Raw genomic sequence first — 17,506 nt, forward strand, 5'->3', positions numbered from 1 at the left:
TTCTAAGGCCGCCGTGTGAAATCGTTCACCCCGGCCCCTTCTGCCACCGCACAATCCTCGCTAATTTCTGCCCCCGCCCATCCGTTCCCCTGTGTACATCCTCGGTCGCCATTCGCTGCCCGCCCACGTTCGCGGAGCAGCCGGCACGCCCCAACAGACACTGGCAGGAACACCCCATGACGGACGCCTTCGAACTCCCGCTCTCGCTGGTCCAGGCCCTGGCGCAACGCGCCGCGCAAACCCCGGACAAGATTGCCCTGCGCTTTCTGGCCGACGCCCCCGGCGAGCAGGCCGTGCTCAGCTACCGGGACCTCGACCAGCGTGCGCGCACCATCGCCGCCGCCTTGCAGGCCCGTGCCGGTTTCGGCGACCGTGCAGTGCTGCTGTTCCCCAGTGGCCCGGACTACGTGGCGGCGTTCTTTGGCTGCCTGTATGCGGGCGTCATCGCGGTACCGGCCTACCCGCCGGAATCGGCACGCCAGCACCATCAGGAGCGCCTGTTGTCGATCATCGACGACGCCGAACCGCGCCTGCTGCTGACCGTGGCGGCCTTGCATGACAGCCTGCAAGGCCTGGAGGCACTGGCAGCAGACAACGCGCCCGAGCTGCTGGCTGTGGACGGCCTGGACCCGGTGCTGGCCGCGAGCTGGCAGGCGCCCGCGCTGAAGGGGGATGACATTGCCTTCCTGCAGTACACCTCCGGCTCCACCGCGTTGCCCAAGGGCGTGCAGGTCAGCCATGGCAACCTGGTGGCCAACGAGCAGCTGATCCGTTGTGGCTTCGGCATCGACCTCAACCCCGACGATGTGATCGTCAGCTGGTTGCCGCTGTACCACGACATGGGCCTGATTGGCGGCCTGTTGCAGCCAATTTTCAGTGGTGTGCCCTGCGTGCTGATGTCGCCAGGTTACTTCCTGGCCCGGCCGCTGCGTTGGTTGCAAGCCATCAGCGAGTATGGCGGCACCATTAGCGGCGGCCCGGATTTCGCCTACCGCCTGTGCAGCGAGCGGGTCAGCGAGGCCTCGCTCAGCGGGCTCGACCTGAGCCGCTGGCGCGTGGCCTATTCCGGCTCCGAGCCGATCCGCCAGGACAGCCTGGCGACCTTCGCCGACAAGTTCCAGGCCTGCGGCTTCGACCCGCAGAGCTTCTTCGCCAGCTATGGTCTGGCCGAAGCCACCCTGTTCGTCAGTGGCAGCCGCCGTGGCCAGGGCATTGCAGCACTGGAGCTGGATGCCGACGCCTTCGCTGCCAACCGCGCCGAGCCGGGCACAGGCAGCGTACTGATGAGCTGCGGCTACCCGCAGCCTGGGCACGCCGTACGCATCGTCGAGCCGCAGCAGTTGCAGGTGCTGGGCGACAACCAGGTTGGCGAAGTCTGGGCCGGTGGCCCGAGCATTGCCCTGGGCTACTGGCGCAACCCTGAGGCCAGCGCCCGTACGTTCGTCGAAATGGACGGCCAGACCTGGCTGCGTACCGGCGACCTTGGCTTCATGCGTGAGGGCGAGGTGTTCGTGACTGGGCGCCTGAAAGACATGCTGATCGTGCGTGGGCAGAACCTGTACCCACAGGACCTGGAAAGAACCCTCGAGCGCGAAGTCGAAGTGCTGCGCAAAGGCCGCGTGGCCGTGTTCGCTGTCGAGCACCAGGGCGAGGAGGGCATCGGCGTGGCGGTGGAGATCAGCCGCAACGTGCAAAAGGCAATCAAGCCCCAGGACCTGATCAAGACCCTGCGCCAGGTCATCGCTGACGCCTGCCGCCAGGCCCCGGCCGTGGTCCTGCTGCTGAACCCCGGTGCGCTGCCGAAGACCTCCAGCGGCAAGTTGCAGCGCTCGGCCTGCCGCCTGCGCATGGACGATGGCAGCCTGGACTGCTATGCCCGTTTCCCTGAAGCGAGCGAAGCCATTGCCAGTGAAGCTGCCGGTGATGAACTGCAAGCACGCATCGCTGCGGTGTGGCGTGACATCCTCAAGGTAGAGGCGGTGGCAGCAGATGATCACTTCCTGCTGCTGGGTGGCAACTCCATTGCCGCTACCCAGGCCACTGCGCGCCTGGCCGATGAGCTGGGTATCAACCTGAACCTGCGGGTTTTGTTCGAGGCGCCGGTACTGGCCGACTACAGCAAAGCCGTCGGCGCAATCATCGTCGAAGGCGGTGCCCACCCCGCAGCCATCGCCACCTTGGCGCGTGCCCAGGCGTTGCCCCAGTCGCTGGCGCAAAACCGCTTGTGGCTGATGTGGCAGTTGGAACCACAATCGGCGGCCTACAACATCCCGGCCGGCCTGCATCTGCGTGGCGAGCTGGACGTAGTGGCGCTGGAAGCGGCCTTCGAGGCACTGGTGGCGCGCCACGAATCGCTGCGTACCGTGTTCAGTGAGGAAAACGGTCAGGCGCTTCAGCGCATCAGGCCGCAGCAGCCGTTCAGCCTGCACCGCCTGGATCTGGAAGGGCACTCGACCGAACAGGTTGTAGCGCAGCGAGAAGCCGAGGCCCGTCAGCCGTTCGACCTGACCCAGGGGCCACTGCTGCGAGTAACCCTGGTACGCCTGGGCGACGAAGACCATCAGCTGTGGGTGACCCTGCACCACATCGTTGCCGACGGCTGGTCGCTGAACATCCTGCTCGACGAATTCGCCAAGCTGTACGCTGCTCGCTGCCAAGGCCTGGAGGCCAACCTGGCGCCGCTGACACTGGGTTACGCCGACTATGGCACCTGGCAGCGCCAATGGCTGGCCGACGGTGAAGCCGAACGCCAACTGCAACACTGGAAGGCGCAGCTGGGCGATGAGTTGCCGGTGCTCGACCTGTGCACCGACCACCCCCGCGCCAGCCAGCGCCAGCACAGCGCTGCGCGCTTCAACCTCAAGGTGCCCGCCAAGCTCGGCGACGCGCTCAAGGGCTTGGCCCGTGAGCAGCAAGCCAGCCTGTTCATGGTCCTGCTGGCCGGTTGGCAGGCGCTGCTGCAGCGCTACAGCGGCCAGGCCGATATTCGCGTCGGGGTGCCCAACGCCAACCGTCCGCGCCTGGAAACCCAAGGCATGGTCGGCTTCTTCATCAACACCCAGGTGCTGCGCGCACAGTTCGAGGGTCGCCAGTCGTTCACCCAGTTGCTGGCCCAGGTACGCCAGGCCACTTTGCAAGCCCAGGCTAACCAGGACCTGCCGTTCGAACAGCTGGTCGAAGCCCTGCCCGAGGCGCGTGAACAGGGCCTGTTCCAGGTCATGTTCAACCACCAGCAACGCGACCTGTCAGCGCTGCGCCGCCTGCCGGGGCTGCTGGCCGAAGAGCTGCCGTGGCATAGCCGCGAAGCCAAGTTCGACTTGCAGCTGCACAGTGAAGAAGACCACCAGGGCCGCTTGAGCCTGGCCTTCGACTATGCCGCCGAGCTGTTCGAAGCGAGTACCGTCAAGCGCCTGGCCCAGCACCTGCTGGCGCTGCTGGAGCAAGTGTGCAGTGCGCCGCAACGGGCGTTGGGCGAGGTGCAGTTGCTCGATGAGCCAGCCCGTGCACAGCTGCTGGGTTGGGGCCAGGCTGCTGCCGCCGCACCGCAGCACCTGCTGGTCGAGCAACTCAATGAACAGGCACGCCTGACCCCGCAGCGCACCGCCCTGGTGTGGGAAGGCGGCAGCCTGGACTACGCCGAGCTGCACCAGCAAGCCAACCGGCTGGCCCACTACCTGCGTGACAAAGGCGTCGGCCCCGACACCTGCGTGGCGATTGCCATCGAGCGCTCGCCGCAGTTGCTGGTCGGCCTGCTGGCCATTCTCAAGGCTGGCGGCGCCTACGTGCCGCTGGATGTCGATTACCCGGCCGAACGCCTGGCCTACATGCTGGCCGACTGCAACGCCGGCCTGTTGCTGAGCCACAGCAGCCTGCTGGGCAAGCTGCCGCAGGTCGCCGGTGTCAGCGCCATTGCCCTCGACCAGTTGCACCTGGACAGCTGGCCCAGCCAGGCCCCCGGCCTGCACCTGCACGGCGACAACCTGGCCTACGTGATCTACACCTCCGGCTCCACCGGCCAGCCCAAGGGCGTGGGCAACACCCACGCGGCGCTGGCCGAGCGCTTGCAGTGGATGCAGGCTACCTACGCGCTGAACGACAGCGACGTGCTGATGCAGAAAGCGCCGATCAGCTTCGATGTGTCGGTGTGGGAGTGCTTCTGGCCATTGATCACCGGCTGCAAGCTGGTGCTTGCCGGGCCGGGCGAACATCGCGACCCGCAGCGCATTGCCGCACTGGTACAGGCCCAAGGTGTGACCACACTGCACTTCGTGCCGCCGCTGTTGCAGGTGTTCATCCAGGAGCCGCAGGCGGGCGCCTGCAGCAGCCTGCGCCGGTTGTTCTCGGGTGGCGAAGCGCTGTCCGCCGCTCTGCGTGACCGCGTGCTGCAAGTGCTGCCGCAGGTGCAACTGCACAACCGCTATGGCCCGACCGAAACTGCCATCAACGTCACCCATTGGCACTGCCAGGCGGCGGACGGCGAGCGCTCGCCGATTGGCCGCCCGCTGGGCAACGTGCTATGCCGCGTACTTGACGACGAGCTTGAACTGACTGCGCCAGGCGTGCCGGGCGAGCTGTACCTCGGCGGTGCGGGCCTGGCCCGTGGCTACCTGGGGCGCCCGGGCCTTACCGCCGAGCGCTTCGTGCCCCAGGCCGACGGCAATGGTCAGCGGCTGTACCGCAGCGGTGACCGCGCCCGCTGGCAAGTTCAGCTAGAGGCGCTGGAATACCTCGGTCGCCTTGACCAGCAGGTAAAGGTGCGTGGCTTCCGTGTGGAGCCCGAAGAGGTTCAGGCCTGCCTGCTGGCGCAAGCGGGAGTCGAACAGGCGCTGGTGCTGATTCACAAGGGCGCTATTGGCGCGCAACTGGTCGGTTATTACAGTGGCAGCGCCCAGCCTGCCGACTTGCTGGCCGTGCTGGCTGAGCAACTGCCAGCCTACATGGTGCCGGCGCAACTCATCGCGCTGGCGCAGATGCCGCTGGGCCCCAGCGGCAAGGTCGAGCGCAAGGCACTGCCGGCCCCGGTCTGGCAACAGCGCGAACACGTCGAGCCACAAACCGAGCTGCAGCAACAGGTCGCGGCCATTTGGTGCGAAGTGCTGAATGTGCCGCGCATCGGCCTGCAGGACGACTTCTTCGCCCTCGGCGGCCACTCGTTGCTGGCCACCCAGATCGTTTCGCGCACGCGCCAGGCCTGCGATGTCGAGCTGCCGCTCAAGGCCCTGTTCGACGCCAGCGAGCTGGGCACCTTCTGTGCCGAGATCGCGCGCATTCGCGCCGCCGGTGAACGCAACCTGCAAGGCGACATCGCCCGTGTCGACCGCCGCCAGGCGGTACCGCTGTCGTACTCGCAGCAGCGCATGTGGTTCCTCTGGCAAATGGAGCCGGACAGCCCGGCCTACAACGTAGGCGGCATGGCTCGCTTGCGCGGCACGCTGCATGTGGACGCCTTCGAGCGGGCGCTGCAGGCGTTGATCGTGCGCCACGAAACCCTGCGCACCACCTTCCCCAGCATCGATGGTGTGCCGTACCAATGCGTGGCCGAAGACAGTGGCCTGCACCTCGACTGGCAAGACTTCAGCGCCTTGTCAGCCGATGCCCGCCAGCAACGCTTGCAACAACTGGCCGACGATCAGGCGCACCAGCCGTTCGACCTGGAGCGCGGTCCGCTGCTGCGCGCCTGCTTGGTAAAAGCCGAGGAACGCGAGCATTACTTCGTGCTGACCCTGCACCACATCGTCACCGAAGGCTGGGCCATGGACATCTTCGCCCGCGAGCTGGGCGAGCTGTACGAGGCCTTCGTCGATGACCGTGAGTCGCCACTGGCGCCGTTGCCTGTGCAATACCTGGACTACAGCGTCTGGCAACGGCATTGGCTGGAGAGCGGCGAGGGCGCCCGCCAACTGGCCTACTGGAAGGATCGCCTGGGCGACGAGCACCCGGTGCTGGCGTTGCCCGCTGACCGCCCGCGCCCGGCCGTGCAGAGCCACCGTGGCGAGTTGTACCGCTTCGAGCTCGACCCGGCGTTGGTCGCCCGTGTGCATGCCTTCAACAGCCAGCGCGGCCTGACCCTGTTCATGACCATGACCGCTACCCTGGCCGCCTTGTTGCACCGCTACAGCGGCCAGCGTGACCTGCGCATCGGCGCACCGATGGCCAACCGCATCCGCCCGGAAAGCGAAGGCCTGATCGGCGCCTTCCTCAACACTCAGGTGCTGCGCTGCGAGCTGGACGGGCAGATGACCGCCAGCGAGCTGCTGGAGCAGATGCGCCAGGCCGCCATCGAAGGCCAGTCGCACCAGGACCTGCCGTTCGACCAGTTGGTCGAGGCCCTGCAGCCGCCGCGCAGCAGCGCCTACAACCCGCTGTTCCAGGTGATGTGCAACGTGCAGCGCTGGGCCTTCCAGCAAAGCCGCACGCTGGCCGGCATGCAGGTCGACTACCTGGTCAACGATGCCAGTGCCACCAAGTTCGACCTGTACCTGGAGGTGACCGACCTCGACGGCCGCCTGGGCTGCTGCCTGACCTACAGCCGTGACCTGTTCGACGAGCCGCGCATTGCGCGTATGGCCGAGCACTGGCAGCAACTGTTGGTTGGCCTGCTCGACAACCCGCAACAGCGCCTGTGCGAGCTGCCGATGCTGAGCAGCGCCGAGCAGCAGGTGCTGGTCGGCCAGTTGCAGGGCGAGCACGATTTCGAGCTCGATCAGACCCTGCATGGCCTGTTCGCCGCCCAGGCGGCGCGCACGCCACAGGCCGGTGCCTTGACTTTCGCTGGCCAGCACATGACCTATGCCGAACTCGATCAGCAGGCCAACCGCCTGGCCCGCGCCCTGCGCGAGCGCGGCGTCGGCCCGCAGGTGCGTGTAGGGCTGGCGCTGGAGCGTTCGCTGGAAATGGTCGTCGGCCTCCTGGCCATTCTCAAGGCCGGCGGCGCTTACGTGCCGCTCGACCCCGAGTACCCGCTCGACCGCCTGCGCTACATGATCGAAGACAGCCGCATTGGTTTGCTGATCAGCCAGCGTGAGCTGTTGAAAACCTTGGGTGAGTTGCCGCAAGGCGTCGCCCGCTGGAGCCTGGAAGACGATGCTGCCAGCCTGTCGGCCTACAGCGATGCGCCGCTGGACAACCTCAACCTGCCGCAGCACCAGGCTTACCTGATCTACACCTCCGGCTCCACCGGCAAGCCCAAGGGCGTGGTGGTCAGCCACGGCGAATTCGCCATGCACTGCCAGGCGGTGATCGCCGCATTCGGCATGCGCAGCGATGATTGCGAGCTGCATTTTTATTCGATCAACTTCGACGCTGCCAGCGAGCGCTTGTGGGTGCCGCTGCTGTGTGGTGCCCGCGTGGTGCTGCGTGCCCAGGGGCAGTGGGGTGCCGAAGACATCTGCCAACTGGTGCGTGAGCAACAGGTGAGCATCCTGGGCTTTACCCCCAGCTACGGCAGCCAGTTGGCGCAGTACCTGGGCGGGCAGGGCGAACAACTGCCGGTGCGCCTGGTGATTACCGGTGGCGAAGCACTGACCGGCGAGCACCTGCAACGTATTCGCCAGGCCTTTGCCCCGCAGCAGTTCTTCAACGCCTACGGCCCGACCGAAACCGTGGTCATGCCGTTGGCCTGCCTGGCGCCAGAGGCGTTGCCAGCGGACCTTGGCAGCGTGCCGATCGGCCGCGTCATCGGAAGCCGCACGGCCTACATCCTCGACGAGGACCTGGCTTTGTTGCCGCAAGGTGGTATTGGCGAGCTGTATGTCGGTGGTGCCGGGCTGGCTCAGGGCTATCACGACCGCCCTGGCCTTAGTGCCGAGCGCTTTGTCGCCGACCCGTTCAGCCCCGCAGGGGGCCGCTTGTATCGCACGGGCGACCTGGTGCGGCTGGGCATTGATGGCCTGGTCGAGTACGTTGGGCGTGCCGACCAGCAGGTGAAAATTCGCGGCTTCCGTATCGAGCTGGGCGAAATCGAGAGCCGGCTGCAGGCGCACTTGGATGTCGACGAGGCCGTGGTACTGGCCCTGGACTTGCCGGGTGGCAAACAGCTGGTGGGCTATCTGGTGTGCAAGCAGGCCAGCGCCGGTAGCGAGGCGCAGAACCTGCTGCGCGAAGCCGTGAAAGCCGATGCCCGCCAGCACCTGCCGGACTACATGGTGCCTGCGCACCTGGTGCTGCTCGACAGCCTGCCACTGATGGGCAACGGCAAGCTCGACCGCCGTGCGCTGCCGCTGCCGGACCTGGAGCAGGCGCGCCAGCAGTACCAGGCCCCAGGCAACGAGGTGGAAGCGCAACTGGCGCAGATCTGGCGCGATGTACTCAACGTTGCCCAGGTTGGCGTGCAGGACAATTTCTTCGAACTGGGCGGTGACTCGATCCTTTCGATTCAGGTGGTCAGCCGGGCCCGTCAGGCCGGCTTGCAATTCACCCCGCGCGACCTGTTCCAGCACCAGACCATCCAGACCCTGGCGGCCGTGGTTCAGCACAGCGAAGCCGCCAGCAGCATCGATCAGGGCCAGCGCCAGGGCCAGACCGGCCTGACGCCGATTCAGCACTGGTTCTTCGACAGCGAAGTGCCACAGCCACAGCACTGGAACCAGGCGGTACTGCTGGAGGCACGCCAGCCGCTGGACGAAGCCGCACTGGCACAAGCGATGGCTGCGCTGGTGCAGCACCATGACAGCCTGCGCCTGCGTTTCAGCGAGGCCCAGGGCGGCTGGCAGGCTCAGTACGCGCAGCCTGCTGGCGACCAGCTGCTGTGGAGCGCCACCGTGGCCGATTTTGCAGACTGCCAGGCGCTGTACACCGACCTTCAGCGCAGCCTCGACCTGCAACAAGGCCCGCTGCTGCGTGGCTTGCTGGTGCGTGACGGGCAGGGCAGCCAGCGCCTGTTGCTGGCGATCCATCACCTGGTGGTCGATGGCGTGTCCTGGCGGGTGTTGCTGGAAGACTTGCAGGCGCTGTACCGTGGCCAGCCACTGCCGACCAAGACTCACGCCATGGGCGATTGGGCCGCACGCCTGGCCAGTTACGCCGGCAGCGATTCGCTGCGCGACGAACTGGGCTGGTGGCAAGGCCAGCTGGGTGGCGTGCGCCGCGAACTACCGTGCGATCACCCGCAGGGTGGCAACTTGCACCGCCACGCCCATACCCTGGCCATCGGCCTGGACGTGGAGCAAACCCGGCAACTGCTGCAACAGGCCCCGGCGGCCTACCACACCCAGGTCAATGACCTGCTGCTCACTGCGCTGGCGCGTGCCTTGTGCCGCTGGAGTGGCGAGGAAGAAGTGCTGGTGCAGCTCGAAGGCCACGGTCGTGACGGGTTGTTCGAGGACATGGACCTGACCCGCAGTGTCGGCTGGTTCACCAACGCCTATCCACTGAGCCTGCGCCCGTTGCCAGGCGAGGACGACGCGGCGCGGGCCGGCTCGATCAAACGCATCAAGGAGCAACTGCGCCAGGTGCCGCACAAGGGGCTTGGCTACGGTGTACTGCGCTACCTGGCCGATGCGGCCGGGCGCGAGCAGATGGCGGCCTTGCCGCAGGCGCGTATCACCTTCAACTACCTGGGTCAGTTCGACCAGCAGTTCGACAGCACCGCGCTGTTCCAGCCACTGGAGGCCCCAGCAGGCCTGGCTCACGACCTCGACGCACCGCTGCCCAACTGGCTGAGCGTCGATGGCCAGGTGTATGGCGGCGCCCTGCAAATGCGCTGGACCTACAGCGCCGAGCGCTATGACCAGCAAACCATTGCCCGGCTGGCCGAGGCCTATCGTCAGGAGTTGCTGACGCTGGTCGCGCATTGCCTGGCCGATGGCAACGGCAGTTTCACCCCCTCGGACTTCCCGTTGGCGCATCTGACGCAGGCGCAGATCGACGCCCTGCCGGTACCGGCTGCGCAGATCGAGGACGTCTACCCGCTGACGCCGATGCAGGAAGGCATGCTGCTGCACACCCTGCTGGAGCCGGGCACCGGCCTTTACTACATGCAGGACCGCTACCGCATCAACAGCGCCCTGGACCCTGAGCGTTTCGCCCAGGCCTGGCAGGCCGTGGTGGCGCGCCATGAAGCATTGCGCGCTTCGTTCAGCTGGAACAGCGGCGAGGCGATGCTGCAGATCATCCACAAACCGGGCAACCTGGCGGTGGACTACCAGGACTGGCGCGGCCTTGCAGACGACGCCCAGGAGCAGCGCCTGCAGGCCCTGCACAAGCAAGAGCGCGAGGCCGGTTTTGCCCTGCTCAGCGAAGCACCGTTCCACCTGCGCCTGGTGCGCGTGGCCGACGAGCGCTATTGGTTCATGATGAGCAACCACCACATCCTGATCGATGCCTGGTGCCGCTCGCTGCTGATGAACGACTTCTTCGAGGTCTACCAGGCCCTTGGCGAAGGCCGTCAGGCCCAACTGCCGGTGCCGCCGCGCTACCGCGACTACATCGGCTGGCTGCAACGCCAGGGCCTGGACGACGCACGCGCCTGGTGGCAGGCCAACCTGGCCGGCTTCGAGCGCGCCACGGCTATCCCAAGTGACCGCCCGCTGCGCCATGACCACGCGGGTAGCGGCATGGTGGTCGGCGATTGCTACACCCGCCTGGAGGTGAGCGATGGCGTGCGCCTGCGTGAACTGGCCCAGGCTCACCAGCTGACCGTCAACACCTTCGCCCAGGCGGCCTGGGCCCTGGTGCTGGCGCGTTACAGCGGTGACCGCGACGTGGCCTTTGGCGTAACCGTGGCCGGGCGCCCGGTGAGCATGCCGCAGATGCAGCGCACCGTCGGGCTGTTCATCAACAGCGTTGCCCTGCGCGTGCAGTTGCCGGTAGCCGGTGAGCGCCGCAGCGTGCGCCAGTGGCTGCAAGGCCTGCTGCAAAGCAACATGGAACTGCGCGAGTACGAATACCTGCCGTTGGTGGCGATCCAGGAGTGCAGCGAGCTGCCCAAGGGCCAGCCGCTGTTCGACAGCCTGTTCGTGTTCGAGAACGCCCCGGTGGAAACCGCCGTGCTCGACCACGCCCAGCACCTGAATGCCAGCTCCGACTCGGGCCGTACCCACACCAACTTCCCGTTGACGGCGGTGTGCTACCCCGGCGACGACCTGGGCCTGCACCTGTCGTTCGACCAGCGCTACTTCGACTACCCGACCGTCGAGCGCCTGCTGGCCGAGTTCAAGCGCATGCTGTTGGCGCTGGTACAAGGCTTCGAGGGCGAGGTGAGCGAGCTGCCGATGCTGGGGGCAGACGAGCAGCGCTTCCTGCTGGAAGACTGCAACCGCACCGAGCGGGCTTATCCGCTGGAACAGAGCTATATCGCACAGTTCGAAGCGCAAGTGGCTGCGCACCCGGAACGTACCGTGGCCCGCTGCCTGGAGGCGTCCTACGACTACGCCGGGCTGAACCTGGCGGCTAACCGCCTGGGCCATGCCTTGATCTGGGCCGGTGTGAAGGTGGACCAGCCGGTGGCACTGCTGGCCGAGCGCGGGTTGCCGCTGCTGGGCATGATAGTCGGCAGCTTCAAGGCCGGTGCCGGCTACTTGCCGCTGGACCCGGGCCTGCCTGCCGCGCGCCTGCAAAGCATCATCCAGCTCAGCCGTACCCCGGTGCTGGTATGCAGCGCGGCCTGTGCCGAGCAAGGCCGGCAGTTGCTGGCTGAGCTGAACGTTGCGCCAAGGCCACAGCTGCTGGTGTGGGAAGACATCCAGGCCAGCCAGGTTGCCAGCCACAACCCAGGCATCCACAGTGGCCCGGACAACCTTGCCTATGTGATCTACACCTCAGGCTCCACCGGCCTGCCGAAAGGGGTGATGGTCGAGCAGCGTGGCATGCTCAACAACCAGCTGAGCAAGGTGCCGTACCTGGCATTGAGCGAGCAGGACGTGGTCGCCCAGACTGCCTCGCAGAGCTTCGACATTTCGGTGTGGCAGTTCCTTGCCGCGCCGCTGTTCGGGGCCAAGGTGGAGATCGTGCCGAACGCCATCGCCCATGACCCACAGGGGCTGCTGGCGCACGTGCAGGCCACCGGCATTACCGTGCTGGAAAGCGTGCCGTCGCTGATCCAGGGCATGTTGGCCAGCGACCACCAGGCGCTGGACGGCCTGCGTTGGATGCTGCCGACCGGCGAGGCGATGCCCCCGGAGCTGGCCGCGCAGTGGCTGCAGCGCTACCCGCAGATCGGCCTGGTCAACGCCTACGGCCCGGCGGAGTGCTCGGATGACGTGGCGTTCTTCCGTGTCGATGCCGCGTCGACCCAAGGCAGTTACCTGCCCATCGGCACGCCGACCGACAACAACCGCCTGTACCTGTTTGGTGAAGACCAGGCGCTGGTGCCGCTGGGTGCGGTGGGCGAACTGTGTGTGGCTGGCACGGGCGTTGGCCGTGGCTATGTCGGCGACCCGCTGCGTACTGCGTTGGCGTTTATCCCTCACCCATACGGTGCACCGGGCGAGCGCCTGTACCGCACCGGTGACCTGGCGCGGCAGCGCCCGGACGGTGTGCTGGAGTACGTCGGGCGCATCGACCATCAGGTGAAGATACGCGGCTACCGCATCGAGCTGGGCGAGATCGAAGCCCGCCTGCACGAACAGGCGGAAATCCGCGATGCTGCGGTGGGCGTGCAGGAGGGCGTCAATGGCAAGCATCTGGTCGGTTACCTGGTGGCCCATCAGGGCATCGCTGCCGACGCCGCGTTGCTGGAACAGGTGAAGCAACGCCTGCGTGCCGAGTTGCCGGAGTACATGGTACCGCTGCACTGGAGCTGGTTCGACAGCCTGCCGCACAACGCCAACGGCAAGCTGGACCGCAAGGCGCTGCCCGCCATCGACATTGGCGGCCAGCACAGCCAGGCCTACCAGGCGCCGCGCAATGAGCTGGAAGAGGTCTTGGCGGGTATCTGGGCCGATGTGCTCAAGGCCGAGCGGGTGGGGGTGCACGACAACTTCTTCGAGCTGGGCGGGCATTCGTTGCTGGCCACGCAGATTGCCTCGCGGGTGCAGAAGCAATTGCAGTTGAACGTACCGTTGCGGGCGATGTTCGAGTGCAGCACTGTGGAGGAACTGGCCGAGTACGTGCAGGGCCTGCAGGGCAGTGCGCTGGATGACGACAAGGTCGACCGGTTGAGTGATCTGATGGCCGAGTTGGAAGGCCTTTGACCGGCAGGGGCGCTTGGCGCCCCTTTTTAGTGGCCACGGTACCTAGATCGCGGCGTTGATAAAGGCCTCATCTAACGATTCGGCGCCGTGGCAAGCCATGAACTGTTCACCACTATCAAACGCTTCCAGTCGTTTATTGGCGAGCATGTAAAAGCGATGGCAATTTTTTGTGATTTCCTCTGTGTAATGTGAAGCAATCAACACGCACGCGCCCTCCCGGCATGCGTTGTGTATGCCTAGCCATATGTAATGCCGGAACTCAGGGTCCACCCCAGCTGTGGGCTCGTCAAGAATGATCAAGTCACTGTTCAAAAGCAGTAGGGTCAGCGTGAAGTAGCTGCGAATCTCGCCATAACTGCAGTTGGACGCTTTTTTATTAGCGATTTCTGCATATCGTTTGGACAGGGAAGGAGACCATTGAGCCAGTTTTGAAAGTATTTCTAAGTGATCGGGGGCGTCATTGGGGGCTAGGCTGGTGATAAGTTTGCTCGCTTCATTCATGCGCAGTAAAGGGGGTGGGGTAAGAATTTGGGTTAAATAAGCCTGATGCTTGGATGAGTTGGTGACGACGCCCCGGATTGGTTTCTTTACGTTGCAGATGAGGTCGAATAGCGTCGTTTTTCCTGCGCCATTCTTGCCCAGTATGCCGATCATTTCGCCTTGTTTGATGTTGAGTCCGATATTGTCCATCAGCGTGGTTCCGCTGTACCCGAAACAAAGGTCGGTTATTTTTAGTATATCCATTAGTAGCGGCTCCATATGGGTTGGGTTCTAAAATGTCGTCCTGTCAGGTATGTGCAGGCCGCAAAGGCTGAAAGAGCCGTCAAGAAACTGCTGAGAAGTGAAAATTCGCCATGGAATACCTGAACACTCAGATAGAGCGGGTTGATCAGCGTTAGCGGGTGAGACGTGTCGTAGCCCTGTAGGGTAGCTGTGTACCCAGAGACCAGCATGAGAAAGGACATGAGCGAAAAAAGCGTGCTGGCAGTGCTGAACTTGATGGGCAGTGCAGCGATCCCTAGGCCGATACAGGTGAACATAAGATAACTTGTGTAAAAGCATGCCAGCAGATACAAAAGCTCAGGGAGTAAGTAGTGCCCTCGTAGCGGCTTGGTCAATAGGTAAAAAAGCAAGGCGTAGAGTGTGCTCAGCACTAAGTAGCTGAGTGTGTGTGAAATCAGGAATATTTTTATTGCGCCGCGTTGATATATGAAAGAGCGAGTGAAGCCGCTTTCTCGCCTGCCGATCAAGTAAAAACTAAATCCAAAAAAGGCAACACTTGCTGAAATGTATGAGTAGAACCACGCAGTTGACGCAGTGTAGGTTAAGGTTGTGTGCTTTGGGCTTGTAATGATGAAGAGTAGACAGGGTGCAAGTGCTGACCATAGAAGTGATGTGGGTTCTCTCAAGTGCTCAGTGATCAAGATCCTGATAATGCGTGTGATTTTTTTTGCGCTGAGTAGGAGGTGGCTTAAATAGAGATTCATGGGAACGGGACCATTCTGGAGAGCTGACGGCTTATGATTTTATTGAGGAAGTGTTCGGAGTAAGTATTTTTGATGTTGAGGTGGCTTGCGTTATTCATGTGGAGGAATAAATTGGGTGAAAAATATTTGCAGAAGTAAAGGTTTGACTGTTTGAATCGCCCCTGGTTTCCTAGACACTCTCCAAGCTCAGAAAATAGCGTTTCTCATACTCTACTGGCGACAGCTGCATAGCACTGCTGTGTCTGCGCCTTGGGTTATAAAACATTTCAATGTAATCGAAAATATCACTTCGGGCTTCGTCACGTGTTGCGTAGATTTTTCGTCGGATTCGCTCCCGCTTCAAAAGCTGGAAAAAGCTTTCGGCTACGGCATTGTCGTGGCAATTTCCCCGCCGACTCATGCTGCTGATTATATTGTTGGCCTTCAAGAAGCTTTGCCAGTCTGAGCTACTGAATTGACTGCCTTGGTCTGAATGGATCATCACTTGCTGCCGTGGTTTGCGGCGCCACACGGCCATCAACATCGCGTCAAGCGCCAGGTCGCTGCACATGCGGGGCTTCATTGACCAGCCAATCACTTGGCGGGAAAACAGATCCAGGACTACCGCTAGGTACAGCCATCCTTCATAGGTGCGGATGTAAGTGATATCGGTTACCCAGACCTTATTCGGCTCACTGACTTTGAACTGCCGCGCGAGATGGTTGGGAGAGGCCACTGTTGGCTTTCCACCGTAAAACCCTGGACGCCGCCGATAGCCCGTTTGCGAACGCAACCCCTCTGCCTGCATCAAGCGTCCGACTCGATTGCGCCCGCATGTCTCTCCCAGCTCACGCAGGTCATCATGAATTTTGCGGTAGCCGTACACACCTCCGCTTTCGAGCCAAGCATGTTTGATCAAGCCAAGCAGACGATGATCTTCTTTTGCTCGGGCAGATTGAGGCTCGGTCAGCCAGGCGTAGTAGCCGCTGGGATGCACCTTTAGGGTTTGGCATAGGCGCCGCACCGGGTGATCCGTCGAGTGCTTCTTGATGAAGGCGTACTTCAGTTGCACTCCTTGGCAAAGTACGCGGCGGCCTTTTTTAAGATGTCTCGCTCTTCAGTCACGCGCTTGAGTTCTGCGCGAAGCTTGCGCAGTTCGGCTTGCTGCTCATCGTCTTGCTGACGCTGCTCTTGGGGTTTGCTGTAGAGCTTGATCCAGGCGTAGAGGCTGTGAACAGACATGCCCAGGCGCTGGGCAACATCGGCGACAGTCTTGCCTTTCTCGGTCACTTGCTTGACCGCTTCGATTTTGAATTCTTCGGGGTAACGCTGACGACTCATGACACCTCCTATTTGGGCCTCATTATGAGGCTTGGAGGTGTCTACGAAACCAGGGGCGATTCATAATGCCATATTGATTTTCCATAGTGTCTCCTTGTTTTTGTTGTTGCCCGAAAGAGTGCGGGCATGAAGAGGTTTAGGCGTTCGATTGATCTATGTCAATTGCGCTTCAGAGTAGGTGGGTGTATTTGGTGGATTGGGGTGGTTTGGTTGGAAGCTATTGTTGTAGGACTGCTCTTCAGATGCGTCTTACATGTAGTTAGTATTGGTCGGTTATGTTTACTTTTGCCTTTATTAATGTAGGAGGTTTCGGCTTTTGTCATGCGAAATTGCTGTGGCAAGTATGCGAGTTTTCTGAAGCTGTTCTTGAGGGTGGTTCAATAGGGGTAGGCGATGAGGCATTGTTTAGCAGCGGGTGGCGTAGAATCAGTGTTTCTAAATGTGTAGAGCTGCTGTTTCAGCGACATGGATATGGGGTCGCTAATCGCCGTGTGACTGATTTTGGAGAGATTGATCGGCTTTGCTCGTTGTGGTCGAGTGAACGAGCATTGGCAGTTGGCGAAGAGGAACGCTCTTCGCTTGCAGAGGGCGATCAGTGCTATGTGCCGCTGCGGGCGATGTTCGATTGCAGCACGATGGAGTAGCCAGGGTGTATGTGCAGTGGCTGCAGGGCAGTGCGCTGGATGACGACAAGGTCGACCGGTTGAGTGACCTGATGGCCGAGCTGGAGGGGTTGTAAACGCCCCAGGTATTGCGCTGTGCCCAAGGCCGCTCCTACAGGATCTGCGTTTGCCCTCAGGTCATGGGGGCTCAGCGTTTGCCGAGTATCTTCCCAAGCATCTCCGGCCGCGGTGCCCCTTGCTGACTCTGCAGGTTGCCTTGCTCGTCTTGATAGAAAATTGCCGGGGTCGCCTGCAACCCCATCTCTTCCATCAACGCCATGTTGGCCGCCAGCTTCTGCTGCACCGCCTCCGGCACTTTCTCCAGTGGTTTCAGGGTGCTGGCCTTGCCGGCCTTCTCGTGTTCCTGCAGGGCCTTGGCCGGGTCTTTCGCGGCCAGCAGCGCCGCCGACTTCCCTGGGCTGTCCTCGCGGATGATACCGACCATGATATGGCGCAACTGCACCTTGCCCGATTCCACCCACGGCCGTGCCTGCTCCCAGAACATGTTGCAGTACGGGCAGTTCGGGTCACTGAACAGATACACCTTGCGCGGCGCGTCGGCCTTGCCGTCGGCGATCCAGGCGGTCTTTTCCATCTTGGCCCAGATTGCCTTGCTCATCGGCGCATACACCAGCTTCTCCAGCGGCTCGGCGCTAAGGTCCTTACCCTGTTCGTCGAACAGGCTGCCAACCAGCACATGCTTGCCGTCGGGGGTGAGGTACAGGGCCAGGGCGTTGTTCTGGTATTCGGCGGCGTAGCCGCGCAGGCCGTTTGGCGCATCGAAGCTGCCTTTGATCACGGCCCCCTTGGCTTGCAGTTGCTGAACCGCTTTGGGCAGTTCTTCGGCCTGCAGGGCAGGGGCGGCCAGCAGGGCCAGGGACAGGGGCAGCAGTGCAGTCAATCGCAT

The 17,506-nt window shown here is 63.1% G+C and carries 5 protein-coding genes; 1 reads left to right on the forward strand and 4 read right to left on the reverse strand.

The features are described from left to right. The first annotated feature begins 176 nt into the window (after positions 1 to 176). Entirely contained in the window at positions 177 to 13,130 is a 12,954-nt protein-coding gene (locus Q9451_RS11270; RefSeq protein ID WP_012273396.1) for a non-ribosomal peptide synthetase, read from the forward strand. A 42-nt stretch (positions 13,131 to 13,172) separates the two neighbouring features. Here Q9451_RS11270 and Q9451_RS11275 read toward each other — a convergent pair whose 3' ends face one another. From Q9451_RS11275 to dsbG, 4 genes are all read right to left on the reverse strand, one after another. Next, the gene (locus tag Q9451_RS11275) at positions 13,173 to 13,874 is read right to left on the reverse strand and encodes an ATP-binding cassette domain-containing protein (protein WP_012273395.1); all 702 of its coding nucleotides are present in this window, start codon (positions 13,872 to 13,874) and stop codon (positions 13,173 to 13,175) included. Beyond that, entirely contained in the window at positions 13,874 to 14,617 is a 744-nt protein-coding gene (locus tag Q9451_RS11280; RefSeq protein WP_345960922.1) for a hypothetical protein, read from the reverse strand. The genes Q9451_RS11275 and Q9451_RS11280 overlap by 1 nt, the downstream gene beginning before the upstream one ends. Before the next feature lie 169 nt (positions 14,618 to 14,786). Beyond that, a protein-coding gene (locus Q9451_RS11285; protein WP_085985440.1) for an IS3-like element ISPpu22 family transposase occupies positions 14,787 to 15,937 on the reverse strand; the annotation gives its coding sequence in 2 pieces (ribosomal slippage) (positions 14,787 to 15,703 and positions 15,703 to 15,937; 1,152 coding nt in all). A gap of 810 nt (positions 15,938 to 16,747) precedes the next feature. Beyond that, entirely contained in the window at positions 16,748 to 17,506 is a 759-nt protein-coding gene (gene dsbG, locus Q9451_RS11290; protein ID WP_012273392.1) for a thiol:disulfide interchange protein DsbG, read from the reverse strand.

The sequence above is a fragment of the Pseudomonas sp. NY8896 genome (assembly GCF_039634505.1).